The organism is Variovorax sp. J22G73, from assembly GCF_030317035.1.
Lineage (GTDB): Bacteria > Pseudomonadota > Gammaproteobacteria > Burkholderiales > Burkholderiaceae_C > Variovorax.
On sequence record NZ_JASZYK010000002.1, the window covers coordinates 126106 to 142002 of the forward strand.

Genomic DNA, 15897 nt, shown 5'->3' on the forward strand with positions numbered 1-15897 from the left:
GCCCACCGAACTCGACTTCCGCTGTCACACCCTTTCATCACTCCTCACCCAACGCCATGAAATCCTCCCTGCCCTTCATCGTCGTGGAAGACCGCCAGAACAAGACGCTCGCGCTGTGCCGCGAATCGGCCGTGCTCGCAGGGGAGCAACTGTTCGTGCTCGCCCAGACCGATGCCGGCGCGAGCTACGAGCGCTTCTGCAAGTCGTACGTGCACCTGTCGAGCAACTCGCCCGAGTTCGAGAAGATCTGCTTTCGCCGCTACTTTCTTCTTGCGCAGTTTCTGGAATCCAACCCCGAAGTGCGCGAGTTCGTGCTCATCGACAGCGACGTGCTGCTGTTCCAGGGCGCCGCGGCGCACATCGCCCACCTGGTCGGTCGGGCCGACTTCTCGGGCTCGGCGACGCAGGCCGGCGACGGCTGGAACCCCTGCCAGATTTCCCCGCACGTGAGCTACTGGAGCGCCAGCGGCCTGCGCCGCTTCGTGGCCTACGTGCTCGACAGCTACGCCACGCCCTCGGGCCGGCGCAAGCTGCGCGAAATCGCGGCGCGCTTCGCCGCGCGCGGCGTGCGCGGCGGCGTGTCTGACATGACGCTGCTGTACCTCTGGGCGCGCACCACGGGCAACGACGCGCCCATCAACCGCCAGCTCGACGCCACCGTCATCGACCACAACATCAACGGCGGCCAGAACCTGGTGCCGCGCGAGTTCAAGGTTCGCGGCGGCGCCAAGCGCGTGGCCTACCGCGACGGCAAGGCCTGGCTCACCACCGAAGGCGGCGAGGCCACGCGCGTGGTGGCGCTGCACTTCCAGGGCAGCGCCAAGATGGCCATGCCCTATGCGCTGCGCGGCCACATGCACACCGTGGCGGCCGTGACCTACGCGCTGCAGATGGCGCGCAGCGCGAAGAACAAGGCCTTCAGGGCCGCCACCTTCGCGCGCCGGCTGCTCGACACGCGCAGCGTGGCGCACGCCCCGTCCGGCAAGTGATGCCTGGAGCCGCGCGATGAAGCCCTTCAGCCCGTCACTCGCCCTGCCAGGCGCACGCATGGCCTGGATCTCCGGCCTGGGTGCGCTGGCCTCGCGGCTGTACGTGTACCTGTCGGGCTTCCTGGCCGTGTTCCTGATGGCGGCGACCATTTCGCCGGCGCGCTTCGGCGAGTACTCCATCTACCAGTCGGTCATCGAGGTGGCGCTGGTGCTGGGCACGCTGGGCAGCTCGCTGCTGTTCTCGCGCAACGCGGCCAGCGTGCCGCCGGGCGTGACGCGCGGCGACGTGGTGCGCACGCTGTGCATCGGGCTGCCGCTGGCCACGGTGCTGGTCACCATCGTGCTCACGGTGCAGCGCCTGCCGGTGGGCGACGCGCCCTTCCTGCTGGTGGTGGCCACGCTGGCGGTGTTCGCCTTCAACAGCCTGCGGCTGTCGTTCAGCCGCGGGCTGGGGCATGCGGGGCTGCTCAACCTGGAGGCGGGCATTCGCTCGACCATCCTGGTGGCGGGCGTGGGCCTGTGCGCAGCGCTGAAGTTCGACCTGGGCGTGGCGCACCTGCTTCTCATCAACCTGTTCGCGCTGGTGGTGGTGTGCGCGGCCATCGGCCTGCCGGGCAACGGCGCGGCGCCGCCGGCCGGCAGGCACGCCATCGGCCTGCTGCAGCAAGGCACGGCCACGCTGTATTCGCTGCTGATGTTCCTGCTGCGCAAGTCCGACCTGCTGGTGGTGGCGTACTTCATGCCGCTGAGCTACGTGGGCGCGTTCAAGCTGGCGTTTCTGCTGGCGGAGGCGCCTTCGCAGTTCGTGCAGGCCTTCCTGTTCACCAAGACCCGCGCGATGCTGGAGGCCGACCCGAAGCATTTCGGCACCGCGCAGCTGGGGCTGGCGCGCCATTCGTTCCTGCTGGGGTGCGCCCTGTTCGTGGGGCTGGGCTGCGTCATGGCGGTGGCCGCGCCGCTGCTGAAGCTGGGCGAAGAGGCCCGCAGCATCTTCCTGTGCATTGCGCCGTACTTCCTGCTGCGCACCTACACGATCCACCACGAAATGGTGCTGTCGCTGAAGACCTCGATGGGCTCGCTCGGGCGCTGGGCGCTGCTGGAGGTGGCTCTGCGCTTTCTTTCCTACGGCGTGGTCATCGTGCTGTTTCCGGGCAAGCCGCACTACGTGTTCCTGCTGGCCTGCGTGTCGGACTTCGTGCTCTACGAGACGCGCATGCGCCTGGTGTTCGGTTTCTTCCCCATTTACCGCCTGCTTCGCATGAGGTCGACACCGTGAAAATCCTTCTCTACTCGATGAATTTCACGCCCGAGCTGGCCGGCATCGGCAAGTACTCGGGGGAAATGGCGCAATGGCTGCACGCGCGCGGCCACGACGTGCGCGTGATTGCCGCGCCGCCCTTCTTTCCGCAGTGGTCGGTGTTCGACGGCTACTCGGCCTGGCGCTACCGCAAGACGGTGTGGAATGGCATCACCGTGTGGCGCGCGCCCACCTGGGTACCGAAGAAGCCGCGCACGCTGGCGCGCATGGCGCACCTGTTCTCCTTCATGCTGTCGAGCATTCCGCTGCTGGTGGCGCAGATGCGCTGGAAGCCCGACGTGGTGTTCGTGGTGGAGCCGCCGCTGTTCTGCGCGCCCTCGGTGCTGTTCTTCTCGAAGCTGGTGGGCATCAAGTCGTGGCTGCACATCCAGGACTACGAGGTGGACGCCGCCTTCGGCCTGGGCCTGCTGAGCGGCCAGCGCGTGCAGCGCTTCGCGCGCTCGGCCGAGCACTGGCTGCTGAGCAAGTTCAGCCGCGTGTCCACCATTTCCAGCGCCATGGTCGACAAGGCCAGGGGCAAGGGCGTGGCCGAAGGCCGCGTGGTGCTGTTCCCCAACTGGGTGGACGTGAAGTCGATCCACCCCGCGCCGCGCAACACCTCGCCCGACGGCTACCGCGCGATGCTGGGCATTCCCGAAGACGCGGTGGTCGTCCTGTATTCGGGCAGCCTGGGCAGCAAGCAGGGCATCGAGCTGCTGGCCGAGGCGGCGGCGCTGCTGGCGTGCTCGCACGACATCCACTTCGTGTTCTGCGGCAACGGCCCGAGCCGCGAGTCGCTGAAAGACGCGTGCGTGCGGCTGGCCAACGTGCACTTTCTGGACCTGCAGCCGTTCGAGCGCCTGAACGAGCTGCTGGGCATGGCCGACATCCACGTGCTGCCGCAGCGCGCCGACGCCGCCGACCTCGTCATGCCCTCGAAGCTGGGCGGCATGCTGGCCAGCGGGCGCGCCGTGATCGTCACTGCGCATGCCGGCACCGAGCTGAGCAACGTGGTCTCCGGCCGCGGCGTGGTGGTGGCGCCCGGCGACGCGGCGGCGCTGGCCGACGCCATCGAGCAGCTCGCCATGTCGCGCCAGACGCGCGAGGAAATGGGCGCGGCCGGCCGGCGTTTCGCCGAGTCCGCGCTCGACCAGGACGCCATCCTGCAGCGGCTGGAGCACGAGCTGCAGCGCTGCGTGGCCGTCGGCTGACCCCGTCACCCCTTCACGTACCCACGGAGCACTGACCATGAGCCTGCCGAACAAGATCCTCGTGACCGGCGGCGCCGGCTTCATCGGCAGCCACACCTGCGTGGCGCTGATCGAGGCCGGCTACCAGCCGGTGGTGCTCGACACCCTGGTCAACAGCGACGCGCGCTCGCTGCACCGGGTGGGCTGCATCACGGGCGTGACGCCGCTGCTGGTTCGCGCCGACGTGCGCGACCCCGCCGCGCTGGACCGCGTGCTGGCCGACCCCGCCATTCGCGCGGTGGTGCACCTGGCGGGCCTGAAGGCCGTCGGCGAATCGGTGGCCGACCCGGTGAGCTACTACGACGTGAACCTGGCCGGCACGCTGGCGCTGGTGCAGGCCATGGCGCGCGCCAGCGTGCGCACCCTGGTGTTCTCCTCTTCGGCCACGGTGTACGGCGACGCGCAGCATTCCCCTATTCCAGAGAGTGCGCCTTGCGCTGCCGTGAACCCCTACGGCCGCACCAAGGCCATGGTGGAAAGCGTGCTGGCCGACCTGGCGCACGCCGACCCGCGCTGGGGCATTGCCTGCCTGCGCTACTTCAACCCCGTGGGCGCGCACGAAAGCGGCCTGCTCGGCGAGCGCCCGCACGGCCCGCCCAACAACCTCATGCCCTACATCTCGCAGGTGGCCGTGGGCGAACGCGAGCACCTGGTGGTGCATGGCACCGACTACGACACCGTCGACGGCACCGGCGTGCGCGACTACGTGCACGTGATGGACGTGGCCGAAGGCCATGTGGCCGCGCTGCGCCATGCCACGCACACGCCCGGCATCCTCATGAGCAACCTGGGCACCGGCCGCGGTGCCTCGGTGCTGGAGGTGGTGGCCGCCTTCGAGCGCGCGAGCGGACGGCGCATTGCCACCCACCTGGGCCCGCGCCGCCCCGGCGACGCGCCGGCCTACTGGGCCGACGCACGCGGCGCGCGCGACGTGCTCGGCTGGCACGCGCAGCGCGACCTCGACCAGATGTGCGCCGACAGCTGGCGCTGGCAGGCGTCGAACCCGCACGGTTTCGACGACCCGGTGCCGACGCACATGCAGCCGCATCTGCAGCCCCATACACAGCCCCACGCGCATCCCGAGTGGGCTCCCGATGCCGGGCTCGTCCCCGTCTTCGCCGCGGACATGCCGCGCTTCCACACCTCCAACCTGGGGCACTCCAATGTCTGACAACGCATCTCCCTCCTTCGGTGAACAGAACGACGGCCGCTCGGGGTATCCGCCGGGCATTCTTCCGCCGGCCGCGCCGCTGTGGCCCGGCTTTCTGACCGGGCAGCAGGACGCCCCCGTGCGCGTGCTGCTGGTCGACGACGACGAGTTCATGCGCCGCGTGATCGCGCAGGAGCTGCTGTCGGACCTGCGCATCCAGCTCGAAGGCCAGGCCGGCAGCCTGCGCGACGGCCGCCGGCTCATTGCCACGCACGCCTTCGACGTGCTCATGGTCGACCTGCGCCTGGGCGACGGCACCGGCTTCGACCTGATCCGTGAGGCCAGCAAGCTCAACAGCGCGGCCGAGATCATCGTCATCACCGCGCTGGAGGACGAGGCCCACGTGCTGCAGGCCTTCGAGCTCGGCGCCACCGGCTACCTGCTGAAAGATGCGTGGCTGCAGAGCTTTGCGCAGGCCGTGCTGCAGGTGGTGAACGGCGGCGCCGCCATCACGCCGCGGCTGGCGCGACGCCTGCTGGCGCGCCTGAGCCACCGGCCCGCCGGCGCGCCGCCCGCGGTGGAGGCGCCGCAGCGCGAGGCCACGCTCACCGCGCGCGAGTGCGAGGTGCTGCGCTTCGTGGCGCGCGGCCATGTCACCGAAGAAATCGGCACCAAGCTGGGCATCTCGGGGCAGACCGTCAACGCCCACATCAAGAACATCTACAAGAAATTGCACGTGCATTCGCGTGCGCAGGCCGTGAGCTACGCGGCGTATTCGGGGCTCATCTGAAGCGCCCGATGCCCTTTTCGTTTCCTTTCACCTGTCACACCCCCCCCCCCTTTTTCCTGGCGATCATGAACAGCACACTCATTCATCCCGTGGTTCTTTGCGGCGGCAGCGGCACCCGCCTGTGGCCCCTTTCGCGCAAGGCGCTGCCCAAGCAGTTCGCGCCGCTGGTGGGCGGCAAGAGCCTGCTGCAGATGACGCTGGAGCGCCTGCGCGTGCTGAACCCCGACATCACCTGCATCGCGTCCGAAGACCACCGCTTCATGGTGAAGGAAACCGTGGAGGCCGCGCAGACCACCGGCCGGCAGATCCTGGAGCCGATGGCGCGCAACACCGCCGCCGCCATGGCCTCGGCCGCGCTGCTGGCCGCGCCCGACGACCTGCTGCTGTTCGCGCCGTCGGACCACCACATTCCCGATGCCGAGCTGTTCGCGCGCACCGTGCGCGCCGGCATCGACGCCGCGCTGGCCGGAAAAATCGTCACCTTCGGCGTGGTGCCCAGCTTTCCGAGCACGGCCTACGGCTACATCGAGGCCGGCCAGCCTTCGGGCGACGGCCACAGCCAGGCCGTGGTGCGCTTTGTTGAAAAGCCCACCGCCGCCGTCGCCGAAACGCTGCTGCTGCACGGCGGCTACAGCTGGAACGCCGGCATCTTCCTGGTGCAGGCGCGCACCCTCGTGGCGGCGCTGCGCGGGCATGCGCCCGACATCCTGCTGGCCTGCGAGCGTGCGACCGACGCCGCGACCACCGACGGCAGCTTTCTGCGGCTGGACCAGGCGGCCTTCCAGGCGTGCCGCAGCGACAGCATCGACTACGCCGTGCTCGAGAAGCACAAGGACATTGCCGTCGTGAAGTTCGAGGGCCTGTGGAGCGACGTGGGCAGCTGGAACGCCGTGGCCACGCTGCACCCGGCCGACGAGACCGGCAACCGCCTGAGCGGCAAGGCCAGCGCGCTGAATTCGCGCAACACCTTCATCCACGCGCCGCACCGCCAGGTGGTGGCGCTGGGCACCGACGGGCTCATCATCGTGGACACCCCCGACGCCGTGCTGGTGGCCGGCGCGGGCTGCGCCGAACAGGTGGCCGAGGTGGTGCGCAAGCTGTCGCTGGACGGCTGCGTCGAGGCCACCGAACACCGCCGCGTGGTGCGGCCCTGGGGCGCTTATGACAGCGTGGACAACGGCGAGCGCTTCCAGGTCAAGCGCCTGACCGTGAAGCCCGGCGCCAAGCTGTCGCTGCAGATGCACCACCACCGCGCCGAGCACTGGATCGTGGTGCAGGGCACGGCCAAGGCCACCTGCGACGGCGTGGTGACGCTGGTGCGCGAGAACGAATCCATCTACCTGCCCTCGGGCGCCATCCACCGGCTGGAGAACCCGGGCAAAACGATGCTGGAGGTGATCGAGGTGCAGACCGGCGGCTACTTGGGCGAAGACGACATCGTGCGTTTCGACGACACGTATGGGCGGTGCGGGCCGGGGCATACGCTGGCGGATGCGGTGAAGGTGCCGGTGCGTGTGCCGGTGCATGTGCCGGGGGTGGCGGCCGCTTCAGTTGAAGCGGCGGCTTCGGAGGTGGAGTCGATGTCGGTGGGGACTTCGGCCGGGTCGGGGGCGAGTGCGGCGCTGCATGCGCCGGTGGCTCACTGAGATGCGGCGCGAATCTGTGCCTGTATTTGTGCCTGAATCTCTTTGATCACACCCTCCTTCGCCCGGTTGTAGACCTCCGGGTTCACCGGGTCGATCTCATGCGCGTGGTCCTTCGCGGCCTCGTACTTCGCGCGCAGGTCTGCGCGCTCGTTCAGGATCTTCATGAACGCCAGCGAGTCCACGTGCACCGGATCGCCTCGGTGGCACACGTGGATGTTGATGTTGAACCTGCGCCCTTCGTGCACGACGCTTGCGCACACATAGGGCTTCTCGTCGGTGTCCACCCACACGGGTCGGCGGTGGAAGCCGAGCCGCTCGAACTCGCGTTGCACGGCACGCAGGTCTTGCGCGCCGGCGATGGCCGCGGCATCGACCATGGGCTTGCCCCTCAAGCCCGCGATGGCGGTGCTGCCGATGTGCACGAGTTCGATGCGCTCGAGCCGGTTTTCCACATGGCGCTGCACGCGTGCGAACACCTCGGCATACGCGGGGCTGTACGGCACGATGTTGCGTTGCTGCAGGCTCTCGTCGAAGGCATCGATCTTCATGGCGTCTCCTTGCGGTGGTGTGGTTGCCGCAGTGCGTTCCGCTGGTTCCGCTGGTTTCGCTGGGCGGGCGTCAGGCCTTGCCCTGCCCCATCGACCGCACGGCCTCGTCCCATTCCTCGAGCAGCTCGGGCCGGCGCAGCCGCCGTGCCGCCTGCCGCAGATGCGGATGGCCCGCCAGGCGCGTGAGCAGCTGCAGCTTCTGCCGGGGCGTGACACCGCTGGCCACGATGGGCGCCAGCCAATGCCGCGCGGCTTCGGCCGCGGTGTCGCGCACCACCTTGGCCGCGCCCGCGACCTGCAGGCCCAGTTCGTTGCAGAAGGCCTGCAGCCGCGTGGGGCTGAGGATGGCGTCGGTGTGCTGCTTGTCGCCGCCCGGCATCAGCCGCAGGGCATGCCCCCTGGCGCCGTTGTAGAGCAAGGTCGCGGTGATGTCGTAGGCCGGCGCCAGCTGCGCATGGTGGCGGTCACGGTAGAGCAGCCCGAGGTTCTTCAGGTGCATGTCGGCATTGCCCAGCAGCTCGTTGACCTCGATGCGCCGCAGCAGCTCGTGCACCGCCGGCTCGCCGCATTCGGGCAGGCCCAGCAGCACGGCGGCAATGGCGAGGTATGACTCGGCGTACTTCTGCTCGGGCGGCACGCCGAAGACCTGCGCGAAGTCTTCGAAGTGCACCTTGCCGCCCTTGAGGTGATTGAGGTGAGCCTCTCGGTCGAAGCGGGTCACGGCGAGGAACTGGCCGTCCACCTCGTCGCCCAGGTCGTAGCGGTGCGGCGCGGCCAGGGCCGACATGGGCGCCAGCTCGAACCGGCACACGGCCACGCCTGCGAGCCCGGCCAGCGTCATGCTGAGGCTTTCGAGCTGCGGCATGCGCGCGTACTCGGACGACGGCAGCTTGGCGATGATGGCCGCGTCGCCCTTCGACGTGCGGCCCACGAAGCGGCCCTCGGCGTTCTTGTTGACGCCGATCTTGGGCTGCACGCCCGAGATCGACAGCGCGTCCTGAAAGGGCTCGGACCACACCGAGGCCTCGAGCGCGTCCTGGTTCTGGGTGACCAGGCGCTGCAGCGTGGCGCGCGAGATGTCTTCCCACTCGGCGGTGACCGCGCCCGGCATGTTCTTGCCGCAGGCGGCGATCATGCCCATGTGGTCCAGCGGATCGATGCGGGCCTCTTCGGCCACGAAGCGGCGGAACACGCCTTCGGGCAACAGGTTCTGGAAGAACGGGGGCAGCTGGTAGTCGCCCTTGCCGCCGAGCACGGTGTTGAATTCGGGCCGGGTGACGTCGAGCCAGAACGATTGCTGCTGTGCCGGGTCGGCCGCGCGCATGGACTCCGAGAGCACATCGGCCTCGTCCCACGGCAGCCGCGCGTAGCTCTCGTCGGCGACGAAGCGCATCACGGGCGGCGACGCGGGTTGCTCGTACTTGAACAGGCAGCCGATGCGCCGGCCGTACAGCTTGATGACGAGAACGGGCACGTTCATTTGCGGCGCTTTCTGGTGGCAGGGGCGGCGGGAGCGGTGGGGGCCGCCGTGGCCAATGCAGGTGCGGCGATGGGTGCCACGGTGTTTTTCTTGAGGCCTGCCAGCCGGCGCTGCACGGCGGACAGCACGTGAGACGAAGCCGCGGGCGGGCTGACCGCGTTGGTGGTGGTGTTGGCCTTGACCTTGGCCCGGGCCGCCGCTGGCGCTGCATCGCGCAGGTCGAGTTCGGGCAGCGCGCGCTTGAGCGCCCGGGGCACGGTGGCGAGGTCGAGTTGCAGCACCTCCATGACGGCCAGCAGCGTCGACACCTGCACGTCGTTGCCCTTGAACAACCGGTACACGGCCTGGCGGCTCACGCCCGCCTGCTCGGTCAGCTGTTGCCGCGTCAGGCCGCTGGCGAGCCGGGCGGCTTCCAGGCGTTGGGCCAGTTCCAGCGAAGTGCTCATGGTGTTGCGTATTCGATGATATTTCTCGCAACTTACCGTATTCGCAACCTTCTTGCAAGTTGCGTATTCGATACGTTTTGGATAATTTATCGTATTCGATACGAAATTCAGGCGTTTGGAGCGCGCTGTGGCTCTTCGTGCGCTGAAAGACCTGGGAGCGGGCACGCCGTGCCCGCCCCTCCCTTCACGCCCCTGCGAACGGGGCGCTACTCAACAGGCTTGGTTCAAGCCTTCTTGTTCAGCTCGCTCGCGCATTGCTGGAACAGCGTTTGCGCCTTCTGCGCGAGCTCCCATGCGAGCCACAAGACATTGTCGAGGTGCTCCTTGCTTTCGCGCTCGCGCCAACGGGTGCCGTCGCCATGGCAGGCCCAGAGGAAAGAGGTCAGTTGCGCGAGCGTGTTCTCGAGCAGGTCCGAGGGGCCCGGGCCGTCGGGCATGGCGGGTGCGTTGGAGGGTGCCGGCCCGTAGGGCGGGGCTATAGTGCGATCAGCCATTTGTGGTGCGTTTTCTTTCAACGGTTTTGCACTTCATGTGGTCAGACGGTCGGAGCGGTTGTGCGCTCCGGCCGTCGCCTTTTGTGCCTAGTGTTTCTTTGGTGTCTTTGGTGCCTCGCGATTGCTGCCGATGCCCCATGCATCGGCGCATGCGCTGCGAGACCAAGCGGTAGGGTTCAGAGGGGTGCTTGCGTGTGATGCCTTCCTTGCCCACGGGTGGGACGTGAATGTCAGGGGCATTCACTTTAGGGAAGAGAGGGACGCGCGGGGGGAACGGATGCGCTAGAAAGTCTCAGTTCGCGCGACTAAGTCGTGTGGCTGAACATTGACAACAATTCGGGCGCTTTGTAAACCGATGAAGCCCCTGGAGAACATGCGCGTTGTTCTCGAAGGGCCGTCGCTTCACCAGTCACTTTGCCGTGCGCGGCCCGGCCTGTGGGCGCGGGCCAGCGCGCTGCGCGCTCAATGCATTTCCGCCAGCGCTTCGCGCACGCCCTGCTCCTGCAACGGTGTGTCGGCGCCTTCCAGGTGCAAGGCCGCGTGCGCCGGCACGGGCGTGGCGCAGTCCTTGTGGATCACGCCGTCTTTCATGACCAGCTGCACCTTGGCCGGGTCCGTCAGCAGCGCCAGGTTCTGCAGCGGATCGCCATCGACCAGCACGATGTCCGCCAGGAAGCCGGCCTTCAGCTGCCCCAGTTCGTCGGGCCGCTGCATGATCTGCCCGCCGAGCCGGGTCGCGGCCATCAGCGCCTCTTTCGGGGTCATGCCGATGTAGTCGACAAAGTACTGCAGGTCGTTGGCGTTGGTGCCGTGCGGCATCCACGCAAAGCCGTAGTCTCCGCCGGGCAGGATGCGAATGCCGCGCTTGTGCATCTCGCGCAACGAGGCCGACGCAATCTCCAGCTCGCGCTTGTAGCCCATCTGCGTGGCCACGGCTTCGGTGATGCCGTACTCGGCCGCGTTGAAGGTGGTGCGAATCAGCCAGCCGATGCCCGGCGCCACGAAGTGCTTGTCCTTCGCGGCTTCGAGCATGTCGAGCGCTTCGGCATCCGCAAAGCTCGCGTGGTAGACCATTTCGATGCCGTGGCGCACGCACTGCTTCACCGATTCGCTGGAGCGCGCATGCGCGGCCATGCGCTTGCCGTAGCGCTTGGCCTCCTGCGCGAGCATGGCCACTTCTTCTTCGGCGAAAGGCGACATCTCCGCCGGCAGCCCGGCGATGTATTCGCCCGACAGGTTGATCTTCAGATGGTCGACGCCGTACTTGATGAAGGTGCGCGCGGAGCGGCGGATTTCTTCCGGCCCGCTGCACACGCTGCCGAAGCTCAGCTCCTCGAACTTCATGTGCGGCAGGGTGTTGTCGCCCAGCGCGCCGATGGTGGTGATTTCCTGGCTGCCCGCGAGGTAGCGCGGGCCGGGAAATTCGCCCGCCTCGATGGCGTTGCGCAGCACCACGTCGAGCCGCGGCTTGGCCGCCGCCGCGCCGATGGCCGATGTCCAGCCCATGTCGAGGTAGCGCTTGGCCACGCGCACGCACCACAGCATGTGCTCCTCGGGCGGCATGAACTGGATGGCGGCCAGCGAAGGCTGGTCGTTCCACGAGAAATGCGTGTGCGCCTCGGTCATGCCGGGCATCAGGAAGCGCCCTTTGCCGTCGATGACGCGCGCGTCGTCGGTGCTCACGCGCCGCGGGCCGCGCGCCACGTCGACGATGCGCTTGCCCTCGACCAGCACGTCGCCGGTGTAGGTGTCTTCGCCCGAGCCGTCGAAGATGCGGACGTTGGTGAATGCAATGCGGGTCATGGCTTGTCTCCTCCGGCCGGTGGCGCCGGACATGGGTTGATGAATACGTGATCGCCTGAAGAAAGAAATTCAGCGCAGCGCGGCGTGGAACTGCTGCAGCTCCTGCATGCAGCGCTGCGGCTTCTCGAAGGTCGTCCAGTGGCCGCAGCCTTCGACAACCACCTGCCTGGCGCCCGCGATGCGCGCGGCCATGGCGGCCACGTTGGCGGGCGGCGCCACGCCGTCTTCGTCGCCGGTCACCAGCAGCACGGGCACGCCGATGCGCTCGATGTCGGCCGACTGCGCGCTGGCCAGCGCCTCGCAGCTCTGCGCATAGCCTTCGGGCGACTGGCGCATCACGCTCTCGCGCACCAGCGCCAGCACGGCCGGCTGTTGCGCCTTGGTGTCCTGGCTGATGGCGCCCTTGACGATGGCGTCGGCAATGTCCTGCAGGGCCGCCGCGCCGCCACGCGCGGCGGTGGCGCGCGCGCGGATGTTCGGGCGGCCCGCTTCGGGCGGCGCGACCAGCGGCCCGAAGAGCGCCAGCGACTTCACCTTGCCCGGGTTGCGCACCGCGAAATGCTGCGCCACGATGGTCCCGAGCGAATGCGCGGCGATGCGCAGCGACTCGACGCCGAGGCTCTCGAGCAGCGCCTCGAGCGCCGAAACGTAGCCTTCGATGGACAGGGCCTCTTGCGGCAGCGCGGAACGGGCGCTGCCCGGCAGGTCGGGCCGAATCGCCTGAAAGCCGGTCATCGCCGCGAGCACCGGCGTCCATGTGTTCGACGAGCCGCCCAGCCCGTGGATGCACAGCAGCGCCTCGCCGTTGCCGTCGATTTCCACGGCCATGCCTTGAATGATTTGCGTGGTCATGGCGCTGCTCAGACGAACTTGTTCTCGATGGCGCCGAGCCGGTCGATCTCGACCCGCACCACGTCGCCCGCCTTCAGGTAGCGCGGCGGCGCCATGCCCATGCCGACGCCGGCCGGCGTGCCGGTGGCGATCACGTCGCCGGGGTACAGCGTGATGCCGCGCGAGATGGTCTCGATGAGCGTCGGAATGTCGAAGATCATGTTTTCCGTCGGGCCGTCTTGCCGCAGCTCGCCGTTCACCCAGCAGCGCACGCGCGTCTTCGTGCCGTCGAACTCGTCCGCCGTCACGATCCACGGACCCATCGGGCAGAAGGTGTCGAAGGACTTGCCCATGTCCCATTGCCCGTGGCGAATCTGCACGTCGCGCGCGGTCACGTCGTTGACCACCGTGTAGCCGAACACGTGCGCCATCGCGTCGCCGCGCGCGATGTTCTTGCCGCCCTTGCCGATGACCACGGCCAGCTCGGCCTCGTAGTCGATCTGCGTGGACACGGCGCCGGGCAGCAGCACCTCGTCGTGCGGGCCGACCACGCATTCGGGCACCTTGGTGAACACGATGGGCCATTCGTCGGTCTTGGCGCTGTTGTCCTTGAAGACCGAGGCCGACAGTTCCTTGGCGTGCGCGTGGTAGTTGCGGCCCACGCACCAGAGGTTGCGGCGCGGCTTGGGCAGCGGTGCGTCGAGCGTCACGTCGGCCACCTTGACGGCGGCGCCGCTGGCCGCGGGCAGCGTGCCGCCTTCGGCCAGCGACTCGATGAGGTGCAGGGCCCCGGCGGCGGCCTGGGCCGGCGTGAGGGCCAGGGTGTTGATCGTCTGGCCGTCTTCGGACACGAGTCCCACGTGTCGGGTGCCGTCGGAAATGTAGGTGGCGATGCGCATGGCTGCTGGCTCCTGTGAGGTGTTGTTGCGAAGGGTTGTCGCGGGGATGGCGCAACTTTAGAAACGGGCGACCGCGGCCGCTTATCGGTGCATCCGGCGGCGTATCAAGGAGTCAGGTGAAGTGCTAGGGACTTACCCGATGGGGCCATTTCGCGGGCCGCGCGCGGGCGAACAATCGCGCCGTAGACCCCACGAACGACGAACCAAGGACACGGAGACATGGCGGAGGCATACGCACTGCATGAAGGCGCGTTCGGCACGGCGATCGTCCTGGAGTCGCGCGCCAACCTGGTGGCGCACGCGCATTCGGAATCGCAGCTGGCCTTCTGGCTCGGCGGCACGCATGCGGTCGCCCATGTGGGCAACGAGGTGGTGCCCTACGGCGAGAACGTGGCGCTGGGCGTCAACGCCTTCGAGGCGCACGACATGGTCATGGAGAGCACCGGCGGCTGCCTCTTCCTGGTGTTCATGATCTCGCGCCAGTGGCTGGACGACCTGGGCAATGCCACCGGGCGCAGCTTCAGGTTTCCGTCGCCGCGCGTGCCCATCAACGCCGCGCTGCGCCGCTCGTGCTGGCGCGTGCTGGACCTGATCATTTCCGCGAGAGGCGCGCGCCCGGCCATCGACGACGAGGTGGAGCGGCTGCTGGAAACGGCGATAGCCACATCGACCGCTGGCGGCGTGGAGCCGCCAGTGAATGGAATCGCAGGGGTCGGCGGCGTCGGGGTCATGCTCGACCAGCGCCTGCGCAGTGCCATCGCCTACATGCGCGAGCACGTGTCCGAGATCACGACCATCGACGAGATCGCGGCCAAGGTGGGCTTGTCGCGCGGCCACTTCTTCGCGCTGTTTCGCGACCAGCTCAACACCACGCCCCAGGTGTTCTGGAGCGGCGTGCGCGTGGAAGAAGCCATGCGGCGCGTGGCCGAAGGCAGCGCGCTGACCGACGTGGCGCTCGACCTGGGGTTTTCCGCGCCGGGCAATTTCTCGCGCTTCTTCAAGGAGCACACCGGCGTGTCGCCGTCGATCTTCAAGCGCGCGACGCGCGACCCTTCGCCGGTGACGGTCACGGGGATACCGAGGGAGCCGAGCGTCTAGTGTGCGTTGGGGCGGGCCTCGTGCTTACCAGCCGTGGAAGCGGTCCCACGTCTGCAACGCGCCGTCTTCCCCCAGCGCGTGGTATTCCGGAAACTGCGCCCCCGTCGCGCACGCATGGTTCGGCAACACGCGCAGCCGCGTGCCGATGGGAAAGCGCGCGGCAATGTCCGTGTCGGCCGTGCCTTCGCGCGACAAAATTCCGTGCTCCTGGTTCGCGCCGCTCAGCACATAGCCCTCGAGCACGGTGCCATCCACCGCGCACACCTGCCCATAGCCGAAGTCGCGCTTCTGCTTCTGCGTGCCCCGGTCGCGGCTCATGGCCATCCAGCCGGCATCGACGATGGCCCAGCCTTTCTCGACCTGGTGGCCGATGACGGTGGTGAGCACGCTGAGCGCGATGTCGCTCTCGCTGCACACACCCACGTTGCGCATCACCAGGTCGAAGAACACGTACACGCCCGCCCGCACCTCGATCACGCCTTCGAGCGACTGCGCCATCAACGCCGTGGGAGTGGAGCCGACGCTGACCACGGGGCACGGCAGGCCCGCATCGCGAACCCGCTGCGCGGCGTGCACGCAGCCCGCGCGCTCCTGCTCGGCCATGGCGCGCAGGGCCTCGGGCGTGTCGAGCTCGTAGCTGGAGCCGGCGTGCGTCATCACGCCGCCCAGGCGCATGCCGCCTTCGTGCAGCGTGCGCGCCACGTGCAGCAGCGCGTCTTCCTCGGGGCGGATGCCGGAGCGGTGGCCGTCGGTGTCGACCTCGATCAGCACGTCGAACACCTCGCCGTTCGCGCGGCCGAACTCGGCGATGGCGCGTGCCGACTCGGCGCCGTCCGTGATGATGACCAGCGCGCAGCCGCGCCGGCGCAGTTCCATCGCATGTTGCAGCCGGTGCGGCGCCATGCCGACGGCGTACAGGATGTCGGTGAAGCCGTGCGCGAAGAACTGCTCGGCCTCTTTCAGCGTGGACACGGTGATGCCCTGCGCGCCCGCATCGCGCTGGGCCCTGGCCACGTCAATGCACTTGGTGGTCTTCACGTGCGGGCGAAAGCGCACGCCGAGCGCGTTCATGCGCTGCTGCATGCGCTCGATGTTGCGCTGCATGCGCGTGCGTTCGATGAGGGCTGCGGGCGTGTCCAGGGTGTCCAGGGTGTCGAGCGTGGCGAGTGTGTTCAT

General features: G+C 68.3%; 15 protein-coding genes. 7 read left to right on the top strand and 8 right to left on the bottom strand.

Annotated features, from left to right (window positions below; translation table 11 throughout):
* The first annotated feature begins 56 nt into the window (after positions 1-56).
* From QTI51_RS08470 to QTI51_RS08495, 6 genes are all read left to right on the top strand, one after another.
* Complete coding sequence (locus QTI51_RS08470; protein ID WP_116907722.1) at positions 57-989, top strand: hypothetical protein; 933 nt, start codon at positions 57-59, stop codon at positions 987-989.
* A 16-nt stretch (positions 990-1005) separates the two neighbouring features.
* Positions 1006-2265 carry a lipopolysaccharide biosynthesis protein gene (locus QTI51_RS08475; protein ID WP_116907721.1) on the top strand — a complete coding sequence of 420 codons (1260 nt, stop codon included), beginning with the start codon at positions 1006-1008 and terminating at the stop codon, positions 2263-2265.
* Positions 2262-3497: a glycosyltransferase WbuB gene (locus QTI51_RS08480; RefSeq protein ID WP_116907720.1), complete on the top strand. Its 1236-nt coding sequence runs from the start codon at positions 2262-2264 to the stop codon at positions 3495-3497. Before QTI51_RS08475 ends, QTI51_RS08480 begins: the two co-directional genes overlap by 4 nt.
* Positions 3498-3534: 37 nt before the next feature.
* Complete coding sequence (gene galE, locus QTI51_RS08485; RefSeq protein ID WP_116907719.1) at positions 3535-4707, top strand: UDP-glucose 4-epimerase GalE; 1173 nt, start codon at positions 3535-3537, stop codon at positions 4705-4707.
* Positions 4700-5476: a LuxR C-terminal-related transcriptional regulator gene (locus tag QTI51_RS08490; protein ID WP_116907718.1), complete on the top strand. Its 777-nt coding sequence runs from the start codon at positions 4700-4702 to the stop codon at positions 5474-5476. Before galE ends, QTI51_RS08490 begins: the two co-directional genes overlap by 8 nt.
* A 65-nt stretch (positions 5477-5541) precedes the next feature.
* Entirely contained in the window at positions 5542-7122 is a 1581-nt protein-coding gene (locus tag QTI51_RS08495; protein ID WP_286515961.1) for a mannose-1-phosphate guanylyltransferase/mannose-6-phosphate isomerase, read from the top strand.
* Here QTI51_RS08495 and QTI51_RS08500 read toward each other — a convergent pair.
* The 7 genes from QTI51_RS08500 to QTI51_RS08530 form a co-directional block, all read right to left on the bottom strand.
* Entirely contained in the window at positions 7116-7670 is a 555-nt protein-coding gene (locus QTI51_RS08500; protein ID WP_116907716.1) for a GrpB family protein, read from the bottom strand. The genes QTI51_RS08495 and QTI51_RS08500 overlap by 7 nt on opposite strands.
* A 70-nt stretch (positions 7671-7740) precedes the next feature.
* Complete coding sequence (locus tag QTI51_RS08505; RefSeq protein ID WP_116907715.1) at positions 7741-9150, bottom strand: type II toxin-antitoxin system HipA family toxin; 1410 nt, start codon at positions 9148-9150, stop codon at positions 7741-7743.
* A complete protein-coding gene (locus QTI51_RS08510) occupies positions 9147-9596 on the bottom strand; it encodes a helix-turn-helix domain-containing protein (RefSeq protein WP_116907714.1) in 450 nt (149 codons plus the stop codon). The genes QTI51_RS08505 and QTI51_RS08510 overlap by 4 nt, the downstream gene beginning before the upstream one ends.
* A gap of 224 nt (positions 9597-9820) precedes the next feature.
* Positions 9821-10090 (bottom strand): hypothetical protein, encoded by a 270-nt coding sequence (locus tag QTI51_RS08515; protein WP_116907713.1) that lies wholly within the window; start codon positions 10088-10090, stop codon positions 9821-9823.
* A 462-nt stretch (positions 10091-10552) separates the two neighbouring features.
* Positions 10553-11893 (bottom strand): metal-dependent hydrolase family protein, encoded by a 1341-nt coding sequence (locus QTI51_RS08520; RefSeq protein ID WP_116907712.1) that lies wholly within the window; start codon positions 11891-11893, stop codon positions 10553-10555.
* 69 nt (positions 11894-11962) lie between these two features.
* Positions 11963-12745, bottom strand: a complete 783-nt coding sequence (locus QTI51_RS08525) for an alpha/beta fold hydrolase (RefSeq protein WP_116907711.1) — start codon at positions 12743-12745, stop codon at positions 11963-11965.
* Positions 12746-12753: 8 nt separating this feature from the next.
* Positions 12754-13623 carry a fumarylacetoacetate hydrolase family protein gene (locus QTI51_RS08530; protein ID WP_116907710.1) on the bottom strand — a complete coding sequence of 290 codons (870 nt, stop codon included), beginning with the start codon at positions 13621-13623 and terminating at the stop codon, positions 12754-12756.
* 219 nt (positions 13624-13842) lie between these two features.
* Between QTI51_RS08530 and QTI51_RS08535 the strand changes: the two genes are divergently transcribed.
* The gene (locus tag QTI51_RS08535; protein ID WP_116907709.1) at positions 13843-14721 is read left to right on the top strand and encodes a helix-turn-helix domain-containing protein; all 879 of its coding nucleotides are present in this window, start codon (positions 13843-13845) and stop codon (positions 14719-14721) included.
* Positions 14722-14745: 24 nt separating this feature from the next.
* On the opposite strand, the gene QTI51_RS08540 is transcribed toward QTI51_RS08535, so the two are convergent.
* A complete protein-coding gene (locus tag QTI51_RS08540; protein ID WP_116907708.1) occupies positions 14746-15897 on the bottom strand; it encodes a DSD1 family PLP-dependent enzyme in 1152 nt (383 codons plus the stop codon).